Source organism: Williamsia deligens, assembly GCF_024171765.1.
Lineage (GTDB): Bacteria > Actinomycetota > Actinomycetes > Mycobacteriales > Mycobacteriaceae > Williamsia_A > Williamsia_A deligens.
In genome coordinates this window covers 165977-188219 of the sequence record NZ_JAMTCI010000001.1, presented here as the reverse complement: position 1 = coordinate 188219, position 22243 = coordinate 165977, and the positions used below count along the sequence as shown (strand labels likewise).

22 protein-coding genes are annotated in these 22243 nt (G+C 70.4%); 10 read left to right on the top strand and 12 right to left on the bottom strand.

From position 1 onward, the window contains the following. Positions 1-2 precede the first annotated feature (2 nt). Genes metG through LX14_RS00900 form a run of 3 tightly spaced genes read right to left on the bottom strand, consistent with a single transcriptional unit; the run spans position 3 to position 3055 of the window. Positions 3-1574 carry a methionine--tRNA ligase gene (metG, locus tag LX14_RS00910; protein ID WP_253645412.1) on the bottom strand — a complete coding sequence of 524 codons (1572 nt, stop codon included), beginning with the start codon at positions 1572-1574 and terminating at the stop codon, positions 3-5. Between the two features lie 11 nt (positions 1575-1585). Continuing rightward, positions 1586-2518 carry an alpha/beta fold hydrolase gene (locus LX14_RS00905; RefSeq protein WP_372505349.1) on the bottom strand — a complete coding sequence of 311 codons (933 nt, stop codon included), beginning with the start codon at positions 2516-2518 and terminating at the stop codon, positions 1586-1588. Positions 2519-2548: 30 nt separating this feature from the next. Continuing rightward, positions 2549-3055, bottom strand: a complete 507-nt coding sequence (locus LX14_RS00900; protein WP_253645410.1) for a GNAT family N-acetyltransferase — start codon at positions 3053-3055, stop codon at positions 2549-2551. 72 nt (positions 3056-3127) lie between these two features. Here LX14_RS00900 and LX14_RS00895 point away from each other — a divergent pair, with 72 nt between their 5' ends. The 7 genes from LX14_RS00895 (at position 3128) to LX14_RS00865 (ending at position 10736) form a co-directional block, all read left to right on the top strand. Next, the gene (locus LX14_RS00895; protein ID WP_253645409.1) at positions 3128-3973 is read left to right on the top strand and encodes a PhzF family phenazine biosynthesis protein; all 846 of its coding nucleotides are present in this window, start codon (positions 3128-3130) and stop codon (positions 3971-3973) included. Further along, positions 3970-4812 (top strand): TatD family hydrolase, encoded by an 843-nt coding sequence (locus LX14_RS00890; protein ID WP_253645408.1) that lies wholly within the window; start codon positions 3970-3972, stop codon positions 4810-4812. The genes LX14_RS00895 and LX14_RS00890 overlap by 4 nt, the downstream gene beginning before the upstream one ends. Positions 4813-4909: 97 nt before the next feature. Further along, positions 4910-6031: a resuscitation-promoting factor gene (locus LX14_RS00885; RefSeq protein ID WP_253645407.1), complete on the top strand. Its 1122-nt coding sequence runs from the start codon at positions 4910-4912 to the stop codon at positions 6029-6031. A gap of 25 nt (positions 6032-6056) precedes the next feature. Next, positions 6057-6947, top strand: a complete 891-nt coding sequence (gene rsmA, locus LX14_RS00880; RefSeq protein ID WP_253647835.1) for a 16S rRNA (adenine(1518)-N(6)/adenine(1519)-N(6))-dimethyltransferase RsmA — start codon at positions 6057-6059, stop codon at positions 6945-6947. A gap of 1 nt (position 6948) precedes the next feature. After that, complete coding sequence (locus LX14_RS00875; RefSeq protein ID WP_253645406.1) at positions 6949-7914, top strand: 4-(cytidine 5'-diphospho)-2-C-methyl-D-erythritol kinase; 966 nt, start codon at positions 6949-6951, stop codon at positions 7912-7914. Next, positions 7911-9719 (top strand): ABC-F family ATP-binding cassette domain-containing protein, encoded by a 1809-nt coding sequence (locus tag LX14_RS00870; RefSeq protein WP_253645405.1) that lies wholly within the window; start codon positions 7911-7913, stop codon positions 9717-9719. The genes LX14_RS00875 and LX14_RS00870 overlap by 4 nt, the downstream gene beginning before the upstream one ends. A gap of 12 nt (positions 9720-9731) precedes the next feature. Beyond that, a complete protein-coding gene (locus LX14_RS00865) occupies positions 9732-10736 on the top strand; it encodes an enoyl-CoA hydratase/isomerase family protein (protein WP_253645404.1) in 1005 nt (334 codons plus the stop codon). Positions 10737-10745: 9 nt separating this feature from the next. Here LX14_RS00865 and LX14_RS00860 read toward each other — a convergent pair whose 3' ends face one another. Together LX14_RS00860 and LX14_RS00855 are read right to left on the bottom strand one after the other, a co-directional pair. Next, the gene (locus tag LX14_RS00860) at positions 10746-11540 is read right to left on the bottom strand and encodes a hypothetical protein (protein WP_253645403.1); all 795 of its coding nucleotides are present in this window, start codon (positions 11538-11540) and stop codon (positions 10746-10748) included. Beyond that, positions 11524-13107, bottom strand: a complete 1584-nt coding sequence (locus LX14_RS00855) for a peptide chain release factor 3 (protein WP_253645402.1) — start codon at positions 13105-13107, stop codon at positions 11524-11526. Before LX14_RS00855 ends, LX14_RS00860 begins: the two co-directional genes overlap by 17 nt. 112 nt (positions 13108-13219) lie before the next feature. Here LX14_RS00855 and LX14_RS00850 point away from each other — a divergent pair, with 112 nt between their 5' ends. Continuing rightward, positions 13220-14008, top strand: coding sequence for a type IV toxin-antitoxin system AbiEi family antitoxin domain-containing protein (locus tag LX14_RS00850; protein WP_253645401.1), 789 nt, complete (start codon positions 13220-13222; stop codon positions 14006-14008). 123 nt (positions 14009-14131) lie between these two features. On the opposite strand, the gene LX14_RS00845 is transcribed toward LX14_RS00850, so the two are convergent. From LX14_RS00845 to LX14_RS00830, 4 genes are all read right to left on the bottom strand, one after another. Beyond that, a complete protein-coding gene (locus LX14_RS00845) occupies positions 14132-15148 on the bottom strand; it encodes a beta-ketoacyl-ACP synthase III (RefSeq protein ID WP_253645400.1) in 1017 nt (338 codons plus the stop codon). Positions 15149-15250: 102 nt separating this feature from the next. Continuing rightward, positions 15251-16309 carry a beta-ketoacyl-ACP synthase III gene (locus LX14_RS00840; protein WP_253645399.1) on the bottom strand — a complete coding sequence of 353 codons (1059 nt, stop codon included), beginning with the start codon at positions 16307-16309 and terminating at the stop codon, positions 15251-15253. Between the two features lie 141 nt (positions 16310-16450). Further along, positions 16451-17017, bottom strand: a complete 567-nt coding sequence (gene pth, locus LX14_RS00835) for an aminoacyl-tRNA hydrolase (protein WP_253645398.1) — start codon at positions 17015-17017, stop codon at positions 16451-16453. Continuing rightward, positions 17018-17695, bottom strand: a complete 678-nt coding sequence (locus tag LX14_RS00830) for a 50S ribosomal protein L25/general stress protein Ctc (RefSeq protein ID WP_253645397.1) — start codon at positions 17693-17695, stop codon at positions 17018-17020. A gap of 304 nt (positions 17696-17999) precedes the next feature. On the opposite strand from LX14_RS00830, the gene LX14_RS00825 reads away from it, so the two are divergent. Continuing rightward, positions 18000-18494 (top strand): limonene-1,2-epoxide hydrolase family protein, encoded by a 495-nt coding sequence (locus tag LX14_RS00825; RefSeq protein WP_253645396.1) that lies wholly within the window; start codon positions 18000-18002, stop codon positions 18492-18494. 7 nt (positions 18495-18501) lie between these two features. On the opposite strand, the gene arsC is transcribed toward LX14_RS00825, so the two are convergent. The 3 genes from arsC to glmU are packed head-to-tail and all read right to left on the bottom strand — an operon-like array spanning position 18502 to position 21331. After that, a complete protein-coding gene (arsC, locus tag LX14_RS00820; RefSeq protein ID WP_253645395.1) occupies positions 18502-18849 on the bottom strand; it encodes an arsenate reductase (glutaredoxin) in 348 nt (115 codons plus the stop codon). A 5-nt stretch (positions 18850-18854) separates the two neighbouring features. After that, positions 18855-19832, bottom strand: coding sequence for a ribose-phosphate diphosphokinase (locus LX14_RS00815; RefSeq protein WP_308214055.1), 978 nt, complete (start codon positions 19830-19832; stop codon positions 18855-18857). Continuing rightward, positions 19829-21331 (bottom strand): bifunctional UDP-N-acetylglucosamine diphosphorylase/glucosamine-1-phosphate N-acetyltransferase GlmU, encoded by a 1503-nt coding sequence (gene glmU / locus LX14_RS00810; RefSeq protein WP_253645394.1) that lies wholly within the window; start codon positions 21329-21331, stop codon positions 19829-19831. The genes LX14_RS00815 and glmU overlap by 4 nt, the downstream gene beginning before the upstream one ends. A gap of 147 nt (positions 21332-21478) precedes the next feature. Between glmU and fabG the strand changes: the two genes are divergently transcribed. Further along, the gene (fabG, locus tag LX14_RS00805; protein WP_253645393.1) at positions 21479-22234 is read left to right on the top strand and encodes a 3-oxoacyl-ACP reductase FabG; all 756 of its coding nucleotides are present in this window, start codon (positions 21479-21481) and stop codon (positions 22232-22234) included. Positions 22235-22243: the final 9 nt, after the last annotated feature.

Genomic DNA, 22243 nt, shown 5'->3' with positions numbered 1-22243 from the left:
GATCAGTCGCGGGTGTCGTCGTAGCGCGGGAAGACCGGTGCGGGCTTGGGCAGCGTCACCCCGGGAGCCAGCCGATCCGGCAGGTGGGCGAACGTGCGGGCGTCGGCGTCGACGGCCAGCAGGTCCAACAGGCGATTGCTCGACTCCGGCATGACGGGCTGGGTCAGCGTCGCGACGATCCGCACCACCTCGGCGCACACGTAGAGCACGGTCCCGGCCCGGTCGAGGTCGACCTTGGCGACCTTCCAGGGCTCCTGCGCGGAGATGTACCGGTTGGTCTCGCCCAACACCTCCCACAGCGCCTCGAGGCCGAGATGCAGTGTCTGGACGTCGAACTCGGCCCGCACCCGTTCGAGCAGACCGTCGGCCCGCGCGAGCAGGGCGGAGTCGTCCTCGGTGAGATCGCCGGGCTGCGGCACCGACCCGTCGAAGTTCTTGGCGATCATCGACAGCGACCGCTGGGCGAGGTTGCCCAGCTCGTTGGCGAGGTCGGCGTTGATGCGGGCCATGATCGCCTCGTGCGAGTACGACCCGTCCTGGCCGTAGGACACCTCGCGCAGCAGGAAATAGCGCAGCGGGTCGAGTCCGTACTGCTCGACGAGTGAGTAGGGGTCGACGACGTTGCCGACCGACTTGCTCATCTTCTCGCCCTTGTTGAACAGGAAGCCGTGGGCGAACACGCGTTTCGGCAGCGCGATGCCGGCGCTCATGAGGAACGCCGGCCAGTACACGCAGTGGAAGCGGACGATGTCCTTGCCGATGATGTGCAGGTCTGCGGGCCAGAAGCGTTCCAGCAGTGCGGGATCGGTGTCCGGGAAGCCGACGCCGGTGAGGTAGTTGGTGAGTGCGTCGACCCACACGTACATGACGTGGTCGGGGTCGCCGGGAACGGGCACGCCCCAGTCGAAGGTGGTGCGCGAGATCGACAGGTCGCGCAGGCCACCGGCGACGAAGCTCGCGACCTCGTTGCGCCGGGTGGCGGGGCCGATGAAGTCGGGCTGGGACTCGTAGAGCGCCAGCAGCTTGTCCTGGTAGTTCGAGAGGCGGAAGAAGTAGCTGGCCTCGTCGGTCCACTCGACCGGCGTGCCCGTCGCGGTCGCGACGCGGCTGCCGTCGTCGAGGGTGGTGAGCTCGTCCTCGGCGTAGTACGCCTCGTCGCGCACCGAGTACCAGCCGCTGAAGGTGTCGAGGTAGATGTCGCCGGCGTCGGCCATGCGACGCCAGATCTCCTGGGACGCCGCGTGATGGTCGGCGTCGGTGGTGCGGATGAACCGGTCGAAGCTGCTGCCCAGCGACTCCTGCAGCGTGCGGAACGCGGCGGCGTTGCGGTCGGCGAGATCCCGGGTCGGGATGCCCTCGGCGGCGGCGGTCTGCTGCATCTTCTGGCCGTGTTCGTCGGTGCCGGTGAGGAACCGCACGTCGAAGCCGTCGAGGCGCTTGAACCGGGCGATGGCGTCGGCCGAGATGTACTCGTAGGCGTGGCCGATGTGGGGGACACCGTTCGGGTACGCGATGGCCGTCGTCACGTAGAACGGGGTCGCGTGGTCGCCGGCAGCCCGGGGTTCGTCAGCCATGATGGGCCAGCTTAGACAGTCGCCGCGCGGGCGATGTTGTCGGTGATGGCGCCCACGATCTGCGGCCACAGCGGCTCGGGCAGGTCGTGACCCATGCCGTCGAGCAGGAGCAGACGGGAGTCGGGGACGGCGTGGGCGATGGCCCTGCCCCCGGTCGGGCGCATCAGTCCGTCGGCCTTGCCGTGGATGACGACCGTCGGCGCGGTGATGGCGCGCGCGTAGCGGCGCAGGCTCCCGCTGCCCATGACGGCCGCGGTCTGACGCAGGATCCCCGCGGGGTCGTGCGACCGGTCGTGGAACTCCGCGGCCTTCTCCCACGCCTCCTCGTCGGACATCGGGTAGCCGGGGCTGCCGATGGTCTGCAACGCCTTCGCCGACGCGGCGATGTAGTCCTCGCGCGTCGCACCCCTGCCGGGGCCGGACAGCAGGGCGAGCAGCTTCTCGGGTGCGGGCGGCGGCAGGAACATCTGCAGCGTCGAGGAGAAGATGATGGCCGCCGACAGCGTGCGCTCGGGATAGTTGCCCGCGACCACCTGCGCGATCATCCCGCCCATCGAGGCGCCGACGACGTGCACACGCCGGATGCCGAGGTGGTCGAGCAGTCCGATCGCGTCGGCGGCCATGTCGACGACGGTGTACGGGACCCTGCTGCCGAACCCCAGCTCGGTCCGGACCAGGCGCGGGAGCACGGACCCGCGGACGCGGACGCCGTCGAGGTGCGTCGACAGTCCGATGTCGCGGTTGTCGAAGCGGATGACCCGGAACCCCGCGTCCACCAGCGCGTCGCAGAACCCGGTCGGCCACACGGTCAGCTGCGCAGACAGGCCCATGATGAGCAGGACGGCCGGGTCCGAGACGTCACCGAGGTCCTCGTAGTAGATGTCGATCTCGTGCTCGACCCCGTCGATCTCCGCCGTGCCGACCCGCGCTGTCCCCGTCCGCATCTCCATCGGACCGACGATAGTCAGGGACGTTCAGCGTGCCGGGCGGGACGTCGGCGACGCCAGGTCCCGGGCCATGAAGATGCTGACGTTGTTCCAGCCCTGCGGGTGATACGGCTCGGTCACCGCGTAGCCCATCCGCTCGTACAGCGCGACCGCCTCGGGTTGGCGGTTGCCGGTCTCGAGCACCACCCGCGAGAGGCCGAGCCGGCGGGCGCGGTCCTCGAGGGCGTCCATCAGAGCGCGGGCGACACCCGCCCGCCGCGCGCTGGAGTCGACGTAGAGCCGCTTGACCTCGGCAGCGTCGGGGAGGTCCTCGTGGCGGACCAGCGCGACACATCCCACGGGTCGGCCCTCGAGTCGCGCGACGAAATACTCGCCACCCTCGACGAACGGCTCCGGGTGGTAGTCGGGATAGCGGCGCGTCAGCTCGGCGACGGTGCAGTCGAGCATCGCCGCGAGATCGGGGTCGGCCTCGTCCACGGCGATGACGACGACGCCGGGCCGGTCGGCGTCGGTGGGTGTCGGTGCGGGGTCCATCGCCCGGGGACGCTACGCCGGGCGGGGAGAACTCGATCGCCGGGTCGGATGCGCGCCTGACACCATGGCGGCGTGAGCACTCCGTCCTCCCGCCCGTTCGCCCAGGTCGACGTCTTCGTGTCCGGCCCGCTGACCGGCAACCCGGTCGCTGTCGTCCTCGACGGCGACGGCCTCGACGACGCGACCATGGCCGCGTTCGCGCGCTGGACGAACCTGTCGGAGACGACCTTCGTCCTCCCGCCGACCGATTCGTCCGCCGACTACCGACTGCGCATCTTCACCCCCGGCGGCGAACTGCCGTTCGCGGGCCACCCGACCCTGGGCTCGGCGCATGCGTGGCTGGAGGCGGGCGGGGTGCCCGCCGCCGAGGCGATCGTGCAGGAGTGCGGCATCGGGCTGGTGACCATCCGCCGTGACGGTGCACGCCTGGCGTTCGCGGCCCCGCCGCTGCGACGGTCCGGACCGGTCGACGACGACGTGCTCGCCGAGATCCGGTCGGCGCTCGGTCTCGCACCGTCGGATGTCGTCGCGAGCAACTGGGTCGACAACGGGCCCGGGTGGATCGGACTCATGCTGACATCGGCGGAGCGTGTCCTGGAGATCACGCCCGACTTCGGCGCCCTCGGCGACCACAAGGTGGGGTTGATCGGCGCACATCGCGGGGACGCCGCCGACGCGGCGTACGAGGTCCGGGCTTTCGTCCCCGGCGTCGGGGTGCCCGAGGACCCGGTGACCGGCAGCCTCAACGCGGGGTTCGCCGTGTGGCTGCGGTCGGCGGGGGAGGTGCCCGCGTCCTACGTGGCCGCGCAGGGCACGGCGATCGGACGCGCGGGACGGGTGTCGATCGACGACGACGGGGACAGCATCTGGGTGGGTGGTGTGTCGAACACCACCATCACCGGGACGGTGACGCTGTGAGCAAGCGCAAGCCCCCGCCCCCGGATCCGGAACCCCTCGCGCCCCTGATCGACGCGCACACGCACCTCGCCGCGTGCGGTGGCCGCGACGCCGAGGCGGTCGCACAGATCCTCGATCACGCGGGCGCCGTCGGCGTGGGCGGTGTGGTCACCGTCGCCGACGACATGGTCGACGCGCGCTGGGCGATCGCCGCCGCCGACTGGGACAGCCGGGTCTGGGCGGCGACCGCGCTGCATCCGACCCACGCCGACGACCTCACCGACGAGACGGCCGACGAGCTCGCCGCGATGGCCCGCCATCCGCGCGTGGTCGCCGTCGGCGAGACCGGGCTCGACTGGTACTGGCTCGAGCGCTCCGACGACTGTGCGTCGAAGGTGCAGCAGGAACACAGCTTTCGGTGGCACATCGCGCTGGCCAAGGAGGTCGGCAAGCCCCTGATGATCCACAACCGCGACGCGGGCCGGGATCTGCTCGACGTCCTCGCCGACGAGGGCGCACCGGAGACGGTGATCATGCACTGCTTCTCCGAGGACGAGACGATCGCGCGCGAATGCGTCGACCGGGGGTACGCGCTGTCCTTCTCGGGGACGGTCAGCTTCACGAACGCCGCGGCGCTGCAGGCGGCGGCACGGGTGGTCCCACCGGAGCTGCTGCTCGTCGAGACCGACGCGCCGTTCCTCACCCCACATCCCCACCGCGGCGCACCGAACCAGCCGTACTGCCTGCCGTACACCGTGCGATCGCTGGCGCAGACGCGCTGCGACGACCCGGCCGATCTGGCCCGGCAGGTGACCGCGAACGCCGAGCGTCTCTACGGGATCGCTTTGCCATCCGCGTGACCCCTCGTTATATTTCTGTGATCGCAGCGATCCCAACCGGTGATCGCCGCTGCCTGGGGGAATCCCCGAGACCTTGCCGCCGACCAGAAGTTGACGTGTGTCTTTCCTAGCGAGAATCAACGAATCGAACTCCCTGCGGGTTCGCGTCGCCATCGCCGCCCTGCTCGCCACCCTCGTGGCCGGCGGCATCCTCGGCGTCATGCGCCACAAGACGGTCATCATCGACGTCGACGGCAAGGTCATGACGGTCGCGACCATGCGGTCCTCGGTAGAGGACGTCCTCGCCGACCAGGGCCTGCACCCCGCCTCGGGTGACCTGGTGAAGCCCGCGGCGTCCGCAGGACTCGGTGACGGCCAGACCATCACCTTCCACCGCCTCAAGACCGTCCTGCTCAACGTCGACGGCACCCCGCGGGAGATCAAGACCAACGCGGTCACCGTCGAGCAGGCGCTCGCGCAGCAGAACCTCGGCGGGCCTAGCGTGGACGTCGAGTCCTCGCGCACCGCGCCTCTCCCCGTCGACGGCGCCGCCGTGTCGGTGATCCTGCCCAAGCCGGTCACCCTCGTCGACGCGAAGAAGACCATCAAGCCGGTCGTGGCCGCGAAGACCGTCGGCGACCTCCTGGCCGACGTCGGCGCACCCCTGTCCGGCGACGACGTCGTGACGCCCGCGGCCGACACGCCGGTCAGCGCGAACATGAAGATCGCCGTCACCCGCATCCGGACCGAGCAGTTCACCGCCACCGAGCCGCTGACCGCGCCGGACAAGGAGACCCCGGACCCGACGCTGGTCAAGGACAAGCGGGTCGTCACCACGCCGGGCAAGCCCGGTTCGCAGCAGGTCACGTACTCGGTGACCACGGTCGACGGCAAGGAGACGAAGCGGGTCAAGCTGGGGTCCCAGGAGCTGACGCAGCCGGTCGCGGCCGAGGTCAGGATCGGCACCAAGCCGGGTGCACCCTTCGTCCCCGCGGGCTCCGTGTGGGACCAGCTCGTGCAGTGCGAGTCGACCGGCAACTGGGCCATCAACACCGGCAACGGCTTCTACGGCGGCGTCCAGTTCGACCAGAACACCTGGGACCGCTGGGGCGGCCAGGAGTACGCGCCTCGTGCCGACCTCGCCACCCGCGAGGAGCAGATCGCGGTCGCCGAGAAGACACTCGCCGCCCAGGGCTGGGGCGCCTGGCCGTCCTGCTCGGCCAAGCTGGGCCTTCGATGATCCCCGCCTCCGGCGAGGGCCTCCGCTGACCGACCCGACACCCGGTCTGCCGTCGGGGGACCCGACACCCGGTCTACTCGGCCCCGTCCGCATCCGGGAGCTCGCCGACGAGCTCGGTGTGCGACCGACCAAGTCGCTGGGCCAGAACTTCGTCCACGACGCCAACACGGTCCGACGCATCGTAGCCGAGGCCGGCGTCACCGCCGACGATCACGTGCTCGAGGTCGGGCCCGGACTCGGGTCGCTGACGCTCGCGCTGCTCGGATCCGCCGGTCGGGTCACGGCCGTCGAGATCGATCCGGTCCTCGCAGGCGTCCTGCCCCGCACCGTCGCCGAGCTGGCGCCGGCGCAGGCGTCGTCGCTGCGCATCGTCCGGGCCGACGCGATGGACGTCTCGTCCTCGGACGTCGGCGACGTGACGGCACTGGTCGCGAACCTGCCCTACAACGTGGCCGTCCCCGTGCTGCTGCACCTGCTCGCGCACTGCCCGGGCATCCGCACGGCACTGGTGATGGTGCAGCTCGAGGTGGCCGAGCGGTTGGCGGCGGGCCCCGGGAGCAAGACGTACGGAGTGCCCAGCGTCAAGGCGCGCTTCTTCGGTGACGTCCGGAGGGCGGGGACCGTCGGTGCCGGCGTGTTCTGGCCGGTGCCCAAGGTCGAGTCCGGCCTGGTGCGCGTCGACCGGTGCGAGATGCCGTGGTCCACCGACGAGACCACCCGCCGCGCGGTGTGGGCCGTGGTCGACGCCGCGTTCGCCCAGCGTCGCAAGACGCTGCGTGCCGCCCTGGCGGGCTGGGCCGGTTCGCCCGCTGCGGCCGAGGAACGGTTGCGCGCCGCCGACATCGACCCTTCCCTGCGGGGCGAACGTCTCGACGTGGCCGACTTCGTCCGGCTCGCCCTCACTAGTGTGGGATGACGTGCTGTCCGTCGTCCCTTCGCCCGTCGTCGTCCGGGCACCCGCGAAGATCAACCTCCACCTCGGTGTCGGTGATCTGCGGGCCGACGGCTATCACGAACTCGAGACCGTCTTCCACGCCGTGTCGCTGACGGACGAGGTCCGCATCACCCCCGCCGACACGCGGACCATCACCGTCACGGGGCCGTCCGGGGCTCACGATCGCGCCCTCGACTCCGTTCCCCTCGACAGCACCAACCTCGCCTGGAAGGCCGTCGACGCGCTGCGCGCCCACGTCGGTGGCGACCACGGTGAGGTCGCAGTCTCGATCGCCAAGGGCATCCCCGTCGCGGGCGGGATGGCCGGAGGCAGCGCGGATGCGGCCGCCGTGCTCGCCGGGCTGGTCCGGCTGTGGCGTCTGGACGTCGGGCGCGACGAACTGTCCGGAATCGCCGCGGGGCTCGGCAGCGACGTCCCGTTCTCGCTGCAGGGTGGCACCGCGCTGGGCACCGGCCGCGGTGAACGCCTCACGCGCGTGCTGTCGCGGGGGACGTTCCACTGGGTGATCGCCGTCGCGGCCGGCGAACTCAGCACCCCCGCGGTCTACCGCGAGCTCGACACCCTGCGCGCCGCGGAACGGTCCGAACCGATCCGCCGCGCGGGCACATCCGACGACGTCCTGACCGCACTGGCCGCCGGCGACGCCCGCCTGCTCGCCGACGCGCTCGTGAACGATCTGCAACCCGCGGCGCTGAGCATGCGCCCGACCCTGCGGCGGACCCTGCGTGCGGGGACGGAGGCGGGCGCGCTCGCGGGCATCGTCTCCGGGTCCGGCCCGACGTGCGTGTTCCTGTGCGCCGACGCCGACCACGCGGTGCGCGTCGCTGCGGAACTGTCGGGGGAGGGCGTCGCCCGCGCCGTACGAACAGCCACAGGACCGGTACCCGGTGCACGGGTCGTCGACGAACAGACAGGAGGCGACCGGTGAGCAACCTCGTCAACGCCGAGAAGATCAGCAAGAGCTTCGGGATCGCACCGCTCCTCGAGTCGGTGAGCCTCGGTGTGCAGGAGAACCAGCGGATCGGTGTCGTCGGACTCAACGGCGGCGGCAAGACGACGCTGCTGGAGATCCTCGCCGGCATCACCGAACCCGACTCGGGGCGTGTGTCGATCGCCGGCGGCGTCCGCATGGCGACGGTCACCCAGCGCGGTGTCCTGCCGCCCGGCTCCACCGTCGGCGACGTGGTCCTCGGACCGCTCGACGTCGCCGAACACGAATGGGCCTCCGACGCACGGGTCCGGTCGGTGCTCGCGGGCATCGGCATCGATCGTCTCGACGGGGGACTCGAACGCAGCGTCGAGGAACTCTCCGGTGGGCAGCGTCGTCGTGTCGCGCTGGCCGCGGCGCTGGTGCAGGACCTCGACCTGCTCATCCTCGACGAGCCCACCAACCACCTCGACGTCGAGGGCGTGCAGTGGCTCGCCGACCACGTAGTCAACCGCCGGAGCGCGCTCGTGGTCGTCACCCACGACCGCTGGTTCCTCGACACCGTCGCCACCCGCACCTGGGAGGTCGCGCACGGCTCGGTGACGGAATACGAAGGCGGATACAACGACTGGATCTACGCGCGCGCCGAGCGGGGCCGCCTCGCCGACGCCGCCGAGGAACGCCGCCGCAACCTCGCCCGTAAGGAACTGGCGTGGCTGCGCCGCGGCCCGCCGGCACGGACCTCGAAGCCCAAGTACCGCATCGAGGCCGCCGAGAAGCTGATCGCCGACGTCCCGCCCGTGCGGGACAGCGTCGCGCTGTCGACGTTCGCCAAGCGCCGCCTCGGACGCGTCGTCATCGAACTCGAGGACGCCACGCTGCGCACCCCGGACGACCGCGTGCTGGTCGAGGACCTCACGTGGCGACTGCAACCCGGCGAACGCATCGGTCTGGTCGGCATCAACGGTTCCGGCAAGACCACGCTTCTGCGCGCGTTGGCCGGTGAGGTGCCGGTCGATCCGGGTCGCCGCAAGGAGGGCACCACGGTGTCCATCGGTTGGCTGCGACAGGAACTCGACGATCTCCCCACCGACATGCGTGTGCTCGAGGCGGTCGAGGACGTCGCCGGACGCATCACCATCGGTGCGGGCACCAAGCAGGAGAAGGAGATCTCGGCGGGGCAGCTGGCCGAGCGCCTCGGGTTCTCCCCGGCCCGGCAGCGGACCCCGGTCGGGGATCTCTCCGGTGGCGAGCGTCGTCGCCTGCAGCTCACCCGGGTGCTCATGGCGCAGCCCAACGTTTTGCTGCTCGACGAGCCCACCAACGACCTCGACATCGACACCCTGCAGCAGCTCGAGGACATCCTCGACGGCTGGGCCGGGACGATGGTCGTCATCAGCCACGACCGGTACCTCATCGAGCGGATCTGCGACAGCACCTGGGCACTCTTCGGTGACGGCGGGCTGACCAACCTGCCCGGGGGCATCGAGTCGTACCTGCAGCGCCGTGCGCGTCAGGGCGACAACGCGACCCCGGTCTCGTCGGTGGCGGGCCGGGCGGGTTCGCCTGCCGCGGCACCGGTTCGGGATGCCGGCGCCGAGCGAGACGCACAGAAGGCGATGAAGCGCCTCGAACGTCAGATCGCGAAACTCGATGCCCGCGAGACCGAGCTGCACGGGCTGCTCGCCGCCGCGGCGACCGATGCCGGCCGCCTGCGTGACCTCGACTCCGAGCTCACCTCGGTGGTCGCGGAGAAGGAGGCCGCCGAAACCGAGTGGATGGAGCTCGCCGAACAGTGGGGCTAGTACGGTGCTTGCATGTCCTACATTCGTAGTTCGCTCGCCAACGGTGTCGGCGAGATCGTGCTGGACCGTCCCAAGGCCCTGAATGCGCTCGATCAGACCATGATCGACGACATGACCGACCTCCTGCGTCGGTGGGCCGACGACGACACCGTGGAGACGGTGTTGGTCACGTCGGGCAGCGAGCGGGCCTTCTGCGCCGGTGGTGACATCCGCGCCATCCGCGACAACGCCCTCGCGGCTGACGCGGCCGCGATCACGAAGTACTTCGGGTCGGAGTACGAGCTCGACCAGCTCGTCGCCGATTTCCCCAAGCCGTACGTGTCGATGATCAACGGCGCCGCCATGGGTGGGGGTCTCGGCATCAGCGTGCACGGCGAGGTCCGGGTCGTCACCGAGTCGACCATGATGGCCATGCCCGAGACGGCCATCGGCTTCTTCCCCGACGTGGGCGCCACCTACTTCCTCCCTCGTCTGCCCGCGGGCGTCGGGATGTGGTTGGGCCTCACGGGGTCCCGGATCTCCGGGGCCGATGCTGTCGCCGTCGGGATGGCCACCCACTTCGTCCCCGCCGACGACTTCGGCACCGTCGCGGACCGGATCCGTTCCGGTGCGCCGCTTCCCGAGGTGTTCGGTGACCTCGCGGCCCCGCCGAGCAGCGATCTGCGGCCGTCCGCGATCGCGGAGTACTTCGACGACACCTCGGTCGCCGGGGTCGTCGGCGGCCTGCAAGGAGCGGTCGGTGACGAGTGGGCGCAGTCGATGGTCACCGCGTTGCGCGCGGCATCGCCGACGAGCCTGCTGGTGACCGCGGCCCTCATCGAGGCGGGCGAGCGGTCCACCCTCGCCGAGTGCTTCGAGCGGGAGTTGCACGCTGCCGAACGCATCTGCGCCACCCCGGATTTCGCCGAGGGGGTGCGCGCGGTCCTCGTCGACAAGGACCGGAACCCGTCGTTCATGCCCGCCTCGCTGGAGGACGTCGATCCCCACGAGGTCGTGCGGATCGTCACCGGGAGCTGAGCGCGCCGATCAACCGCTGACGCGGAACCACCCGGTGAACGACGCCGACGGCGCTGCGGTCTGTTCTGTCGGCGTCGGCGCCATCGGTGCCGTCGTCGCCGGGATCGCCAGACCGCCGGGCCCCGGGACGGGCGGGGGACTGGTCGTCTCCGGCTCGGGCGACCGATCGCTCGCGGCGATGTCGTCGTCCGGGGCGAACGGGTTCGCGTCGTCGAGAACAGCACTGGGGCAGACGAAGACGCCCGCAGCGCGTGTCTCACCGAGGTCTGTCGTCTCCACTGTGCACGTGCCCTGATAGTGCCGGCCGTCGACGACGACCCCGATCTGCGCGGGCACCCGCGGGCGGGCCACGAAGTCGGCGAGGGACATGTCGATGAGGACACCGTCGGCGCCGGGACCGCGGAAGGCGAGGAGCACGCTCTCGACCGGCACGACCGGATTCGGCGGACCCCACCGCTCGAACACGAAACACCCGATGTCGGTGCCGGTCCCGGTCGCCCCGGGGGTGCGGTCGGCGGGGACGGGGGCCGGGAGCCGCTGCACGGACACCGCGGCCTCTCCCCGGGTGAAGCGCAACGTGTTCTCCGGGCGCGTCAGTGTGCCCCGCGTCGGCGACGTCGCGCACCTCTGCGCGGGAGCGCGCCCCGTCTGTCCCGTCGCCGAGGCTGTCGGTGCCGGGGAACGGCGGTCGGGATCGGCCGGGTCGGTCGACGACCCGCATGCCGCGAGGGTCAGGACACCGACGGCGACGGTGGCGAGGCCGATCGTCGGCGGGTGGCCGCGACGGTCAGTCGGCCGCGGCAACGAGAGGTTCCAGCGTCAGCTCCGGGTGTTCCTTCTGGATGTACTGCAACCGCCACTTGTCGCTGACCAGCGCGAGCAGGACACCGTCGCTGCGGGTGAAGACCTCCACCCCGCGTTGACGATTCAGCTCGTCGGCGCTGGCGGCGTCGGTGCGTCGGGCGAGGGTGAAGCCGAGGAAGTCCACGGCGGTGTCGACCCCGAACTCGGTCTTCATGCGGGCGGTGACGACCTCGAACTGCATCGGTCCGACGGCCGCGAGGACCGGCGAGGCGTCGCCGCGCAGGTCGTTGCGGAGCACCTGGACCACACCCTCGGAGGCGAGCTGGTCCATGCCCTTGCGGAACTGCTTGTACTTGCCGGCACTGACGGCGCGCAGCACCGCGAAGTGCTCGGGTGCGAACGAGGGGATCGGCGGGTAGCGGACCTCGTCGTCGGTGTAGAGCGTGTCACCGGGCGCCAGCGTCATAGCGTTGACCAGACCGACGACGTCGCCGGGGTAGGCGGTGTCGACGGTGGAGCGGTCGCGGCCGAAGACGGCCTGGGCGTACTTGGTGGCGAACGGTTTCCCGGTCTGCGCGTGCGTGACCACCATGCCGCGCTCGAACTCACCGGACACGATGCGCATGAACGCCAGGCGGTCCCGGTGGGACGAGTCCATGCCCGCCTGCACCTTGAACACCACCGCCGAGAACGGGTCGGTGACGTCGCGGGTGGCGTCGTCGACGGAATCCCGGGCGGCCGGCGGCGGGGCCAGCTCGACGAGGGCGTCGAGCAGTTGCCGCACACCGAAGTTGAGCATCGCCGAGGCGAAGATCATCGGCGAGGTCTCGCCCGCGAGGAACAGTTCCTCGTCGTGGTCCTGGCCCATCTCCGAGAGGAGGTCGCTCTCCTCGACCGCAGCGGTCCACTCGCCGTTCTCGCGGGCCGCGGCGGCGTCGGCCGTCATCAGTTCCTCGGGTGCGATGGTCGCGCCGCCCGCAGTGCGGGTGAAGCGGACGTAGTCGCCGGTGCGGCGGTCGAGCAGGCCGCGGAAGTCACCGGCGATGCCGACCGGGAAGTACAGCGGTGTGGGAAGCAGGCCGATGCGCTCGCTGATCTCGTCGATGAGCTCCAGCGGCGTGCGGCCCGGGCGGTCCCACTTGTTGATCACCGTGATCACGGGGATCCCGCGGTGACGACACACCTGGAAGAGCTTGAGCGTCTGCGGCTCGAGTCCCTTCGCCGCGTCGATGAGCATGACGGCGGCGTCGACCGCGGTGAGGACGCGGTAGGTGTCCTCGGAGAAGTCGGCGTGGCCGGGGGTGTCGACGAGGTTGATCACCGCGTCGCCGTACGTGAACTGCAGGGCGGTGGAGCTGACGGAGATGCCGCGGGCCTTCTCCATCTCCATCCAGTCCGAGACGGTGGACTTGCGACCGGCCTTGCCGTGGATCGCGCCCGCCTCGCCGATCACCCTGGCGTGCAACGCCAGAGCCTCGGTCATCGTGGACTTGCCGGCGTCGGGGTGGGAGATGATCGCGAAGGTGCGCCGACGTGCCACCTCACGTGCGATGGCTTCAGAACTCACCGTGACACTTTACTCGACGCCCACTTCGCCGATCCGACGCAGTTGTTCCCGGCCAGCGGGAACAACTGCGTCGTATCGGGCCGTGGAACCGTTACCGGGTTCGGGGCGTCCAATGACCATGAACGCAGCGGTGCGCGATGTCCTGGCGGCGCACGACGGGGTCATCACCCGCAGAGAGGCCCTCGAGGCGGGTCTCAGCAGTTCGGCGATCGGTCGGCTGGTCGCGGGCGGCCGATGGCGTGCCGTCGCGGGCGGTGTCTACATGGCGACCGATCGCGCGATGACGGACAGGTCGCGACTTCGGCTGGCCTGCGAAGCCGTCGGCGATCGGGCAGTTCTCGGGGGCCTCGCCTCCATGTGGTGGCAGGGTGCTGCGGAGCGCGCTCCGCAGCGGGTGGTCGTCGTGGCGCCGCGCGGCCGTCGCGGTCGGGTCGTCGTGGGCACGGTCATCCTGCAGCGGGAACTGCATCCGGAGGACATCGCGACCCGAGGTGGCCTGCGCGTCATGGCGCTGCCGTTCGCCGCGGTGGAAGCGGCGGCGAACGAGGGTGCCGTCGACGCGTTCGATCGCGCACTCCTGCGCCGGCAGATCGACCTGGCCGATGCCGTGGCAGCTCACGAGAGGTATCCCGGGCGACGAGGCGCGGGGGCCGCCGAACGCATCCTCGCCGCCGCGTCAGGTGGGGCTCGGTCGGAGGCGGAGCGGATCACGCATCAGCTGTTGAGGCGTGCGCGCATCCACGGGTGGGCGGCGAACGTCGAGGTGTCGGGCTACGTCGGCGACATCGTCTTCCGCGAGGCCAAGGTGATCGTCGAGATCGACGGATTCGCGTTCCACACCGACCCGGGCGCATTTCAGCGGGACCGGGAACGCCGGAATGCGCTCATGGCCGCAGGGTGAAACGTACTGAACTTCACCTGGCGGGACGCGACAGAACGCCCCGGATACGTCGTGGCCACGATCCGTTACGCGATCCGACGCACTTCTTCCCGGTGAGCGGGAAGAAGTGCGTCGGATGCGCGGTCACTCGAAGGGGACGGGCGGGAGCTTCACGACCTGGGAGGCATAGCTGAGGCCGGCGCCGTAGCCGAGGAGCAGAGCGGTCTGGCCGGGCTTGGCGCGGCCCGTCGACAGGAGGTTCTCCATGGCCAGGGGGATGGAGGCCGCGGAGGTGTTGCCGGTGAACTCGATGTCGTCGGCGACGACCGTGCCCTCCTTGAGGTGCAGGTTCTTGGCGAGCAGTTCGTTGATGCGGGCGTTGGCCTGGTGCGGGATGAAGACGTCGAGGTCCTCGGATCCGATCTTGGCGGCCTCGAGCGCGCGCTGCGCCGCCTTGCCCATCTCGAACGCGGCCCAGCGGAACACCGAGGTGCCCTCCATGCGGAGGAACGGGCGCTGCTTGCGGTCGCCGTCGAGGAAGGTGACCCAGTCGAAGTCCTGGCGGATCGCGTTGTACTGCGAGCCGTCCGAGCCCCACACCACGGGTCCGAGCTGCTGGTCCTCGGTCGGACCGACGACGACCGCGCCGGCACCGTCACCGAAGATGAAGCAGTTGCCGCGATCGGTCATGTCGAGCGTCACCGAGAGCTGCTCGGCCCCGATGACCAGCACGTGCTGGGCGCTACCGCCGCGGACCATGTCCGACGCGAGCGCCATGCCGTAGCCGAAGCCCGCGCACCCGACGGTCACGTCGAACGCGGGGACACCGTTCGCGCCGAGTTCGGTGGCGACCTTCGTCGCGCCGGCCGGCGTCAGCAGCAGGTGGGTGTTGGTGGCGAGGATGACCGCGTCGATGTCGGATCCCTGCAGCAGCGCGTTGGCGATCGCGGTGCGACCGGCCGCCACGGCCATCTGGGTGACGTCCTCGTCGCGGCGGGCGAAGCGGCGGGTCTTGATGCCGGTACGGGTGTAGATCCACTCGTCCGAGGAGTCGATCTGCTCGCAGATCTCGTCGTTCGTGACGACTCGTTCAGGTCGGTACGCACCGATCCCGAGCATGCCGATGGTGTTGATCCCCGTGGTCTCCGCGATCGCGGTCATGCCGTGTCCTTTCGTCGCCCCGTATCACTGTCGCAGGTGTTCCCCCGGGTGTTAACCCCGCCGACGAACCGGCAGGTCACGCACGCCGTACCGGCGCGTCGTCTAGAGACTCGTCTCCTTCGGGGCCGGCGGCAGCGTGACGACCTGACCGGCGTAGCTCAGACCGGAGCCGAAACCGAGCAGCAGCGCGGTCTGACCGCCCTGCGCCTTGCCCGAGGCCAGCATCTCCTCCATGGCCAGCGGGATCGACGCGGCCGAGGTGTTGCCGGTCTGCTCGATGTCGTTGGCCATGGGGATGTCGTCGCGCAGCCCGAGGTTCTTCTTCATCAGCTCGTTGATGCGGGCGTTGGCCTGGTGGGGGATGAAGACGTCGATGTCGTCGGCGGTGATGCCCGACTCCTCGAGGGTGGTCGAGAGTGCCTTCGGCAGGGCGATGGCGGCCCAGCGGAACACCCGCGGTCCCTGCATGGTGACGACCATGCGGTCGAGCGGCGCGTCGGTCGGGTCGAGGGCCTGCATCTCCTGGGCCCGGTCCATGTACTCGATGATGTCGTAGCTCTGGCCGATGGCCTCGGCGTTCTCGCCGTCGCTGCCCCACACGGTGGGGGAGATGCCGTTCTCCTCGCTCGGTCCGACGATCACGGCGCCGGCACCGTCGCCGAAGATGAAGGCGGTGTTCCGGTCGGTCGGGTCCAGCACTATCGACAGCGTCTCCACACAGACGAGGAGCACGTACTCCGACGACCCCGACCGCACCATGTCCGCGGCCACGCCGAGCCCGTACCCGAAGCCACTGCAGCCCGACGCGAGGTCGACGGCGGCGACGCCGTTGATCCCGAGGTCGTAGGCGATCTGCGGCGCGCCGTGGGGGATCTTGGTCTTCCAGCTCAGCGTGGACAGCAGGACGGCGCCGATCTTCTCGCGCGGCACACCGGAGTTGCTGATGGCCCTCTCGGCGGCGGCTACGGCCATCGACCGCGCGGACTCGTCGCCGGAGATCCAGCGACGACTACGGATGCCGGTGCGCTCGTAGATCCACTCGTCGGTGGAGTCCAACGTCTGACAGATCTCGTCGTTGGTGACGACGCGGCTCGGTCGGTATGCACCGATGCCCAGCATCGCGACGTTCTCGCGTCCGGTGTTCGCCTTGATGGTCGCCATGTCTCCCACTCTCCCCGCGCTCGCGGTGGTCCTGATCGTCCCCGCGTGACGGGGTCATTCTCGCCTGTCGGTTCGTCGTCGCAGACGCGGACATCGCCCGTCCGGTGCACCTGTGCAGAGCACGTCCCGGCGGATTGTGACTCACCACGTGTGCACCGTGTTCTGTGCGTCCTCGAGGTCGGAGGTGAGCAGCAGGTCGACGGCGTCGACCCCGTTGGTCACCAACAGCTCGACCTCGGGGCGGTCCGCGGCCGGGAACGGCTTGAGGACGAAGTCCGCGGGATCCATGCGCCCGGGGGGCCGGCCGATCCCGAGCCGCACCCGGAGATAGTCCCGGGTGCCCAGCGACGACGAGATCGATCGCAGACCGTTGTGGCCACCTTCGCCGCCACCGCGTTTGAGTCGCACCAGGCCGAAGTCGATGTCGAGTTCGTCGTGCAGGACGATCACGTCCCCGGGTGCGACGGAGTAGAACGACGCCAGTGGCCCCACCTGGCGCCCGAGCTCGTTCATGAACACGCGAGGGCGCGCGACGACGACGGATTCGCCGCCGACGCGCACCGTCGCGATGTCAGCGCCCGACTTCTTGTGGGTCCGATACCCCTCGCCGGCGCGGGCGACCACCGCGTCCGCGACCATCGCGCCGATGTTGTGGCGCGTGGCGGCGTAGCGGGGGCCGGGATTGCCCGCGCCGACGATCAGTCGCACTTATGCGTCGTCGGACTCGGCCTCGGCGTCGCCGTTGTCGGCGTCGCCCTCGGCCGACTCGCCGTCGGCGTCCTCAGCGGGCTCGTCGGGCAGCAGGTCCTGGTCCAGCTCGGCCTCGAGCGCCTCGGCGGTCGGTGCCTCGTTGACCGCGACGATGAGGGTCTCGGGATCGGTCTCGAGGGTCACTCCGCTCGGCAGCTCGAGGTCGGCGGCGGTGATCTGCACACCGACCTGCGCGTCCTCGACCGACACGGTGATCTGCTCGGGGATCGACATGACGTCGGCCTCGACCTCGACGGAGTTGAGCTCCTGGATCACCAGGGTGCCCGGGGCGGCCTCGCCCTCGACCACGACGGTGACCTCGATGACGACCTTCTCGCCGCGCTTGATGACGAGGAGGTCGGCGTGCTGGATGAACTTGCGCACCGGGTGCACGTCGATCTGCTTGGTCAGCGCGAGCTGCTTGGTGCCGTCGATGTCGAGCTCGATGACGGCGTTGGTGCCGTTGGCGCGCAGGATCGCGGCGAACTCGAGCTGCGGGAGCGCGAGGTGGCGGGGGTCTGAACCGTGGCCGTAGAGGACCGCGGGGACCTTGCCGGCGCGACGTGCGCGGCGCGCAGCGCCCTTGCCGCGCTCGTCACGCGTTCCGACGGTGAGTTTCGGGGTGTCGTTTGCCATGGTTCTCCTCGATCCGGTGGTGGCGGGTCCGCACGGCACACCGCAGCGGACGCCGGGAGCACCGAAGGGCCGAACCGGCGAAGCCGCGCCGATGACGGTGGGAGACCCACCCTCGCCGTGACAACGTCGGCCAGGGTAGTGGAGCTGCGGGGCCGGTGTCACATCGCGCGGACGGCATCCGCTCCCAGGCTCTCCTCAGGCACTGTTCGCCGGTCGGCCATGTCGAGTTCGGTCCCGTGACGCGATCCGCGCGGACGATGGACGTCCCACAGGCCGATCACCACACGGCGGGAGGAGAGGTGCGATGACGTCGATGCAGCACTGTCTCCTGTGGTCGGCGGAGGACGTGGCGATCCGCTTCCTGGAGTCCCTGGCGCTCGGCGACGCGGAGATCGCCCGCCATCTGCTCGCCCCCGAGGTGCGGTACCGGTTCGCCCACGGGGTCGCATGGCGTGGCCGGGACCGCGTGTCGCGCAGGCTGCAGCGGGTCGTCGGCGACCGCGGGCGGTTCGACGTCGCGATCCACGACGTGACCGCCGACGCGGTACACGGATCGACCGACGACGCATTCGTCGGTACCGCGCACGCCGAGCAGGTCGTGCGGACCCTGCGCACCGACCACCTGCGGGTGGGGCCGGTGCACCTGCAGTTCCCGGTCCACGGGGTGGCCACCGTCCGCGACGGGAAGATCGCGGTGTGGGACGACAGGGTCGACGGCACGGCGGTCGCGTCCGCGCTCGCGCGCGGACTGTGCGGTGCGGTGGTGCCCGGCGTCCGCCCTCACCTCCCCCGACCCTGAGGCCGGGTCAGAGGATCTCGTCGACCGTCTCGACGGGTCGGGCGAGGCGGGTGCCCTTCGAGGTCACGACGAACGGGCGCTCGATGAGCCGGGGGTTCGCGGCCATCGCGTCGAGCAGGGTGTCGTCGTCGGCGTCGGCCAGGGCGAGCTCGGAGAACAGCGCCTCACGGCGGCGGACCGCCTGCGACGGGGTGAGTCCCGCGTCGGCGATCAGCTGGACCAGTTCGTCGCGCGTCGGCGGCGTCTTCAGGTACTGCACGACCTCGGGTTCGACGCCGGTGTCGCGCAGGCGCTGCAACGTCCTCCGGGACGTCGAGCACTGCGGGTTGTGGTAGATCCGCGCGGTCTCGCCCACGACGGTCAGGCGACGCCGTTGAACAGGCTGGTGACCGACCCGTTCTCGAAGACCTGGTGAATGGTCTGCGCCAGGAGCGGTGCGATCGACAGCACGGTCAGGTTCGCGAACTGCTTGTCCGGGGTGATCGGCAACGTGTCGGTCGCGATGACCTCCTTCGCCCCGCAGGACGCGAGCCGTTCGGCCGCGGGGTCGGAGAACACCCCGTGTGTGGTGGCGATGATGACGTCGCCGGCTCCCGCCTCCTTGAGGACGCGCACGGCGCCGGCGATGGTGCCGCCGGTGTCGATCATGTCGTCGATCAGGACGCAGATGCGGCCCTCGACCTCACCGACCACGCGATTGGACTTGACCTGGTTGGGCACCAACGGGTCTCGCGTCTTGTGGATGAACGCCAGCGGCGCGCCGTTGAGCGAGTCGGCCCACTTCTCGGCCACGCGGACACGGCCGGAGTCCGGCGAGACGACGGTGATGTTGTCGGTGCCGTAGTGCTCCCGCACGTACTCCGCGAGCTGGCCCTGCGCGTGCATGTGGTCCACCGGGCCGTCGAAGAAGCCCTGGATCTGATCGGTGTGCAGGTCGACGGTGATGATGCGGTCGGCGCCAGCGGTCTTCAGCAGGTCGGCGACGAGGCGGGCCGAGATCGGTTCGCGCCCACGGTGCTTCTTGTCCTGACGGGCGTAGGGGTAGAACGGCAGGATCGCGGTGATGCGCTTGGCCGAGCCGCGCTTGAGCGCGTCGATCATGATGAGCTGCTCCATGAGCCACTTGTTCAGCGGCGCCGGGCAGCTCTGCAGGACGAAGGCGTCCGAACCGCGGACCGAGTCCTCGAAGCGGACGAAGATCTCCCCGTTGGCGAAGTCTCGGGCGGTCTGCGGCGTGACCTCGATGCCGAGTTCCTTCGCGACCGCGTCGGCGAGCTCAGGGTGAGCTCGACCGGAGAACAACATCAGGTTCTTCTGGTTGTCGGTGGTCCAGTTCACTGCTCGTCCGCTTCCTGTTCGTCCTGCGCTCCGGCGTCCCGGGCGCGTCGTGCCGCCTCCGCGGATGCGGTCCCGGGTCGACGCTCCTCGACCCAGCCCTCGAAGATCCGTTGCTCCCCCGCGGACACGGCGAGTGCGCCCGGGGGCACATCTCGCCTGAGCACCGTACCGGCCCCGGTGTAGGCGCCATCACCCACGGTGACGGGGGCGATGAACATCGTGTCCGACCCGGTGCGGCAATGCGAACCGATGACCGTCCGGTTCTTCTCGACGCCGTCGTAGTTGACGAAGACGCTCGACGCGCCGATGTTCGAGTGCTCGCCGATGGTCGCGTCGCCGACGTAGGTCAGGTGCGGCACCTTGGTGCCGGCGCCGATGGTCGCGTTCTTCGTCTCGACGAACGTGCCGATCTTGGCGTCGGCGCCGAGCACGCTGCCCGGGCGGAGGTAGGCGAACGGGCCGACCTGCGCGCCGGCGCCGACGCTGGACTCGCTGCCGTGGGTGCGGACGACCTGCGCACCCTCGCCCACCATGACGTCGGTGAGGGTGGTGTCCGGGCCGACGACGGCGTGCTCACCGATGACGGTCGCGCCGTGCAGTTGCGTCCCGGGCAGCAGGGTCGCGTCGACCCCGACGCGGACGTCGACGTCGACCCAGGTGGTCGCCGGGTCGACGACGGTGACGCCGGAGCGCATCAGGCTGTGCAGGACACGGCGGTTCAACTCGGCGCCGAGGTCGGAGAGTTGCAGGCGGTCGTTGCAACCGGCCACGAGTGCGGCGTCGGCGAGGTGGGCGGCGCGCACGGTGCGGCCCTTGGAGCGGGCGACGGCGACGACGTCGGTGAGGTACAGCTCGCCCTGCGCGTTGTGGGTGCCCAGCTCGGTGAGCGCCTGGGCGAGGGTCCTCGCGTCGAACGCGTAGACGCCCGAGTTCACCTCGGTGATGCGCTTCTGTTCCGGGGTGGCGTCGGATTCCTCGACGATCTGTGTGACCTGGCCGTCCTGGGTGCGCAGGACACGTCCGTATCCGGTCGGGTCGGGGGCGGTGGACGTCATCAGGGTGATGTCGGCGCCCGCGGCGACGTGGTCGTCGCGCAGCGCGGCGAGTGCGTCGCTCGTCAGCAGGGGGACGTCACCCGCCGTCACCAGGATGGTGCCGTCGAAATCGGTTGCGAGCGCGGACAACCCGGCGGCCACCGCGCCACCGGTGCCGTTGGGGACCTCCTGGACGGCGGTGACGACCGGGCGGCCGAGCGTGTCGGCGACGTCGTCGCACGCCGCGGCGACGCGCTCGCGGTCATGTCCGACGACCACGACGAGGTGATCGGGCTGCACACCGGCCGCGGCGTGCAGGGCATGGGAGAGCAGGGTGCGCCCGCCGATGCGGTGCAGGACCTTGGGGACCGAGGACCGCATGCGTGTCCCCGCGCCGGCTGCGAGGACGAGAACCGCGACGGCGGAGCCGCTCGTCGCGCGGTCGTCGGGTGTCGTCGCTGACATCGAACTCCTGTCGTGCGCCCCCTCGCGCCGGGCGCGCGGGGGCGATGTTACGCACTGATAGAACTAGGTGAGGCCAGGGCGGCCGCAGACGCGTCGACGCCACGAACAGCGCAGCGACGCGACATCAGTCGAGGAGAGAAGGTACCGGTGAGCGAGCGCAGAACGGCAATTGTGACGGGAGCGGCACGAGGGATCGGCGCTGCCGTGGCCAAGCGTCTGGCGTCGGACGGCCTGGCCGTGGGCGTGCTCGACCTGGATGCGTCGGCATGTTCGGACACCGTCGAGGCGATCACCTCCGCGGGTGGTTCCGCGATCGCCGTCGGCGCCGACGTCTCCGACGAGGCGTCCGCGGCCGCCGCGGTCGAGAAGGTCGCCTCGGAGCTCGGCGCGCCCACCGTCCTGGTGAACAACGCCGGCATCACCCGCGACAACCTGCTCTTCAAGATGACCGTCGAGGACTGGGACGCCGTGCTCGGCGTCCACCTGCGCGGTGCGTTCCTCATGACGCGCGCCGTGCAGAAGCACATGGTCGAGGCCAAGTGGGGTCGCGTCGTCAACCTGTCGAGCACCTCGGCGCTCGGCAACCGCGGCCAGGTCAACTACTCGGCGGCCAAGGCCGGCATGCAGGGCTTCACCAAGACGCTGGCGTTCGAGCTCGGCAAGTTCGGCGTCACCGCCAACGCGATCGCCCCCGGTTTCATCGAGACCGAGATGACGGCGAAGACCGCCGAGCGCCTCGGCGTGCCGTTCGAGGACTTCAAGGCGTTCAACGCGAAGGAGATCCCGGTGCAGCGCGTCGGCCAGCCCGACGACATCGCCCACACCGCGTCGTTCTTCATCAGCGAGGGTGCCGGGTTCGTCTCCGGCCAGGTGGTCTACGTGGCAGGCGGCCCGCGCGACTGACCGTCATCG

Coding starts and splice junctions, on each gene's coding strand:
- metG (WP_253645412.1), bottom strand. CDS start 1,574: ATGGCTGACGAACCCCGGGCTGCCGGCGACCACGCGACCCCGTTCTAC.
- LX14_RS00905 (WP_372505349.1), bottom strand. CDS start 2,518: ATGCGGACGGGGACAGCGCGGGTCGGCACGGCGGAGATCGACGGGGTC.
- LX14_RS00900 (WP_253645410.1), bottom strand. CDS start 3,055: ATGGACCCCGCACCGACACCCACCGACGCCGACCGGCCCGGCGTCGTC.
- LX14_RS00865 (WP_253645404.1), top strand. CDS start 9,732: ATGTCCTACATTCGTAGTTCGCTCGCCAACGGTGTCGGCGAGATCGTG.
- LX14_RS00850 (WP_253645401.1), top strand. CDS start 13,220: ATGACCATGAACGCAGCGGTGCGCGATGTCCTGGCGGCGCACGACGGG.
- LX14_RS00845 (WP_253645400.1), bottom strand. CDS start 15,148: ATGACCGCGATCGCGGAGACCACGGGGATCAACACCATCGGCATGCTC.
- LX14_RS00840 (WP_253645399.1), bottom strand. CDS start 16,309: ATGGCGACCATCAAGGCGAACACCGGACGCGAGAACGTCGCGATGCTG.
- LX14_RS00830 (WP_253645397.1), bottom strand. CDS start 17,695: ATGGCAAACGACACCCCGAAACTCACCGTCGGAACGCGTGACGAGCGC.
- LX14_RS00825 (WP_253645396.1), top strand. CDS start 18,000: ATGACGTCGATGCAGCACTGTCTCCTGTGGTCGGCGGAGGACGTGGCG.
- glmU (WP_253645394.1), bottom strand. CDS start 21,331: ATGTCAGCGACGACACCCGACGACCGCGCGACGAGCGGCTCCGCCGTC.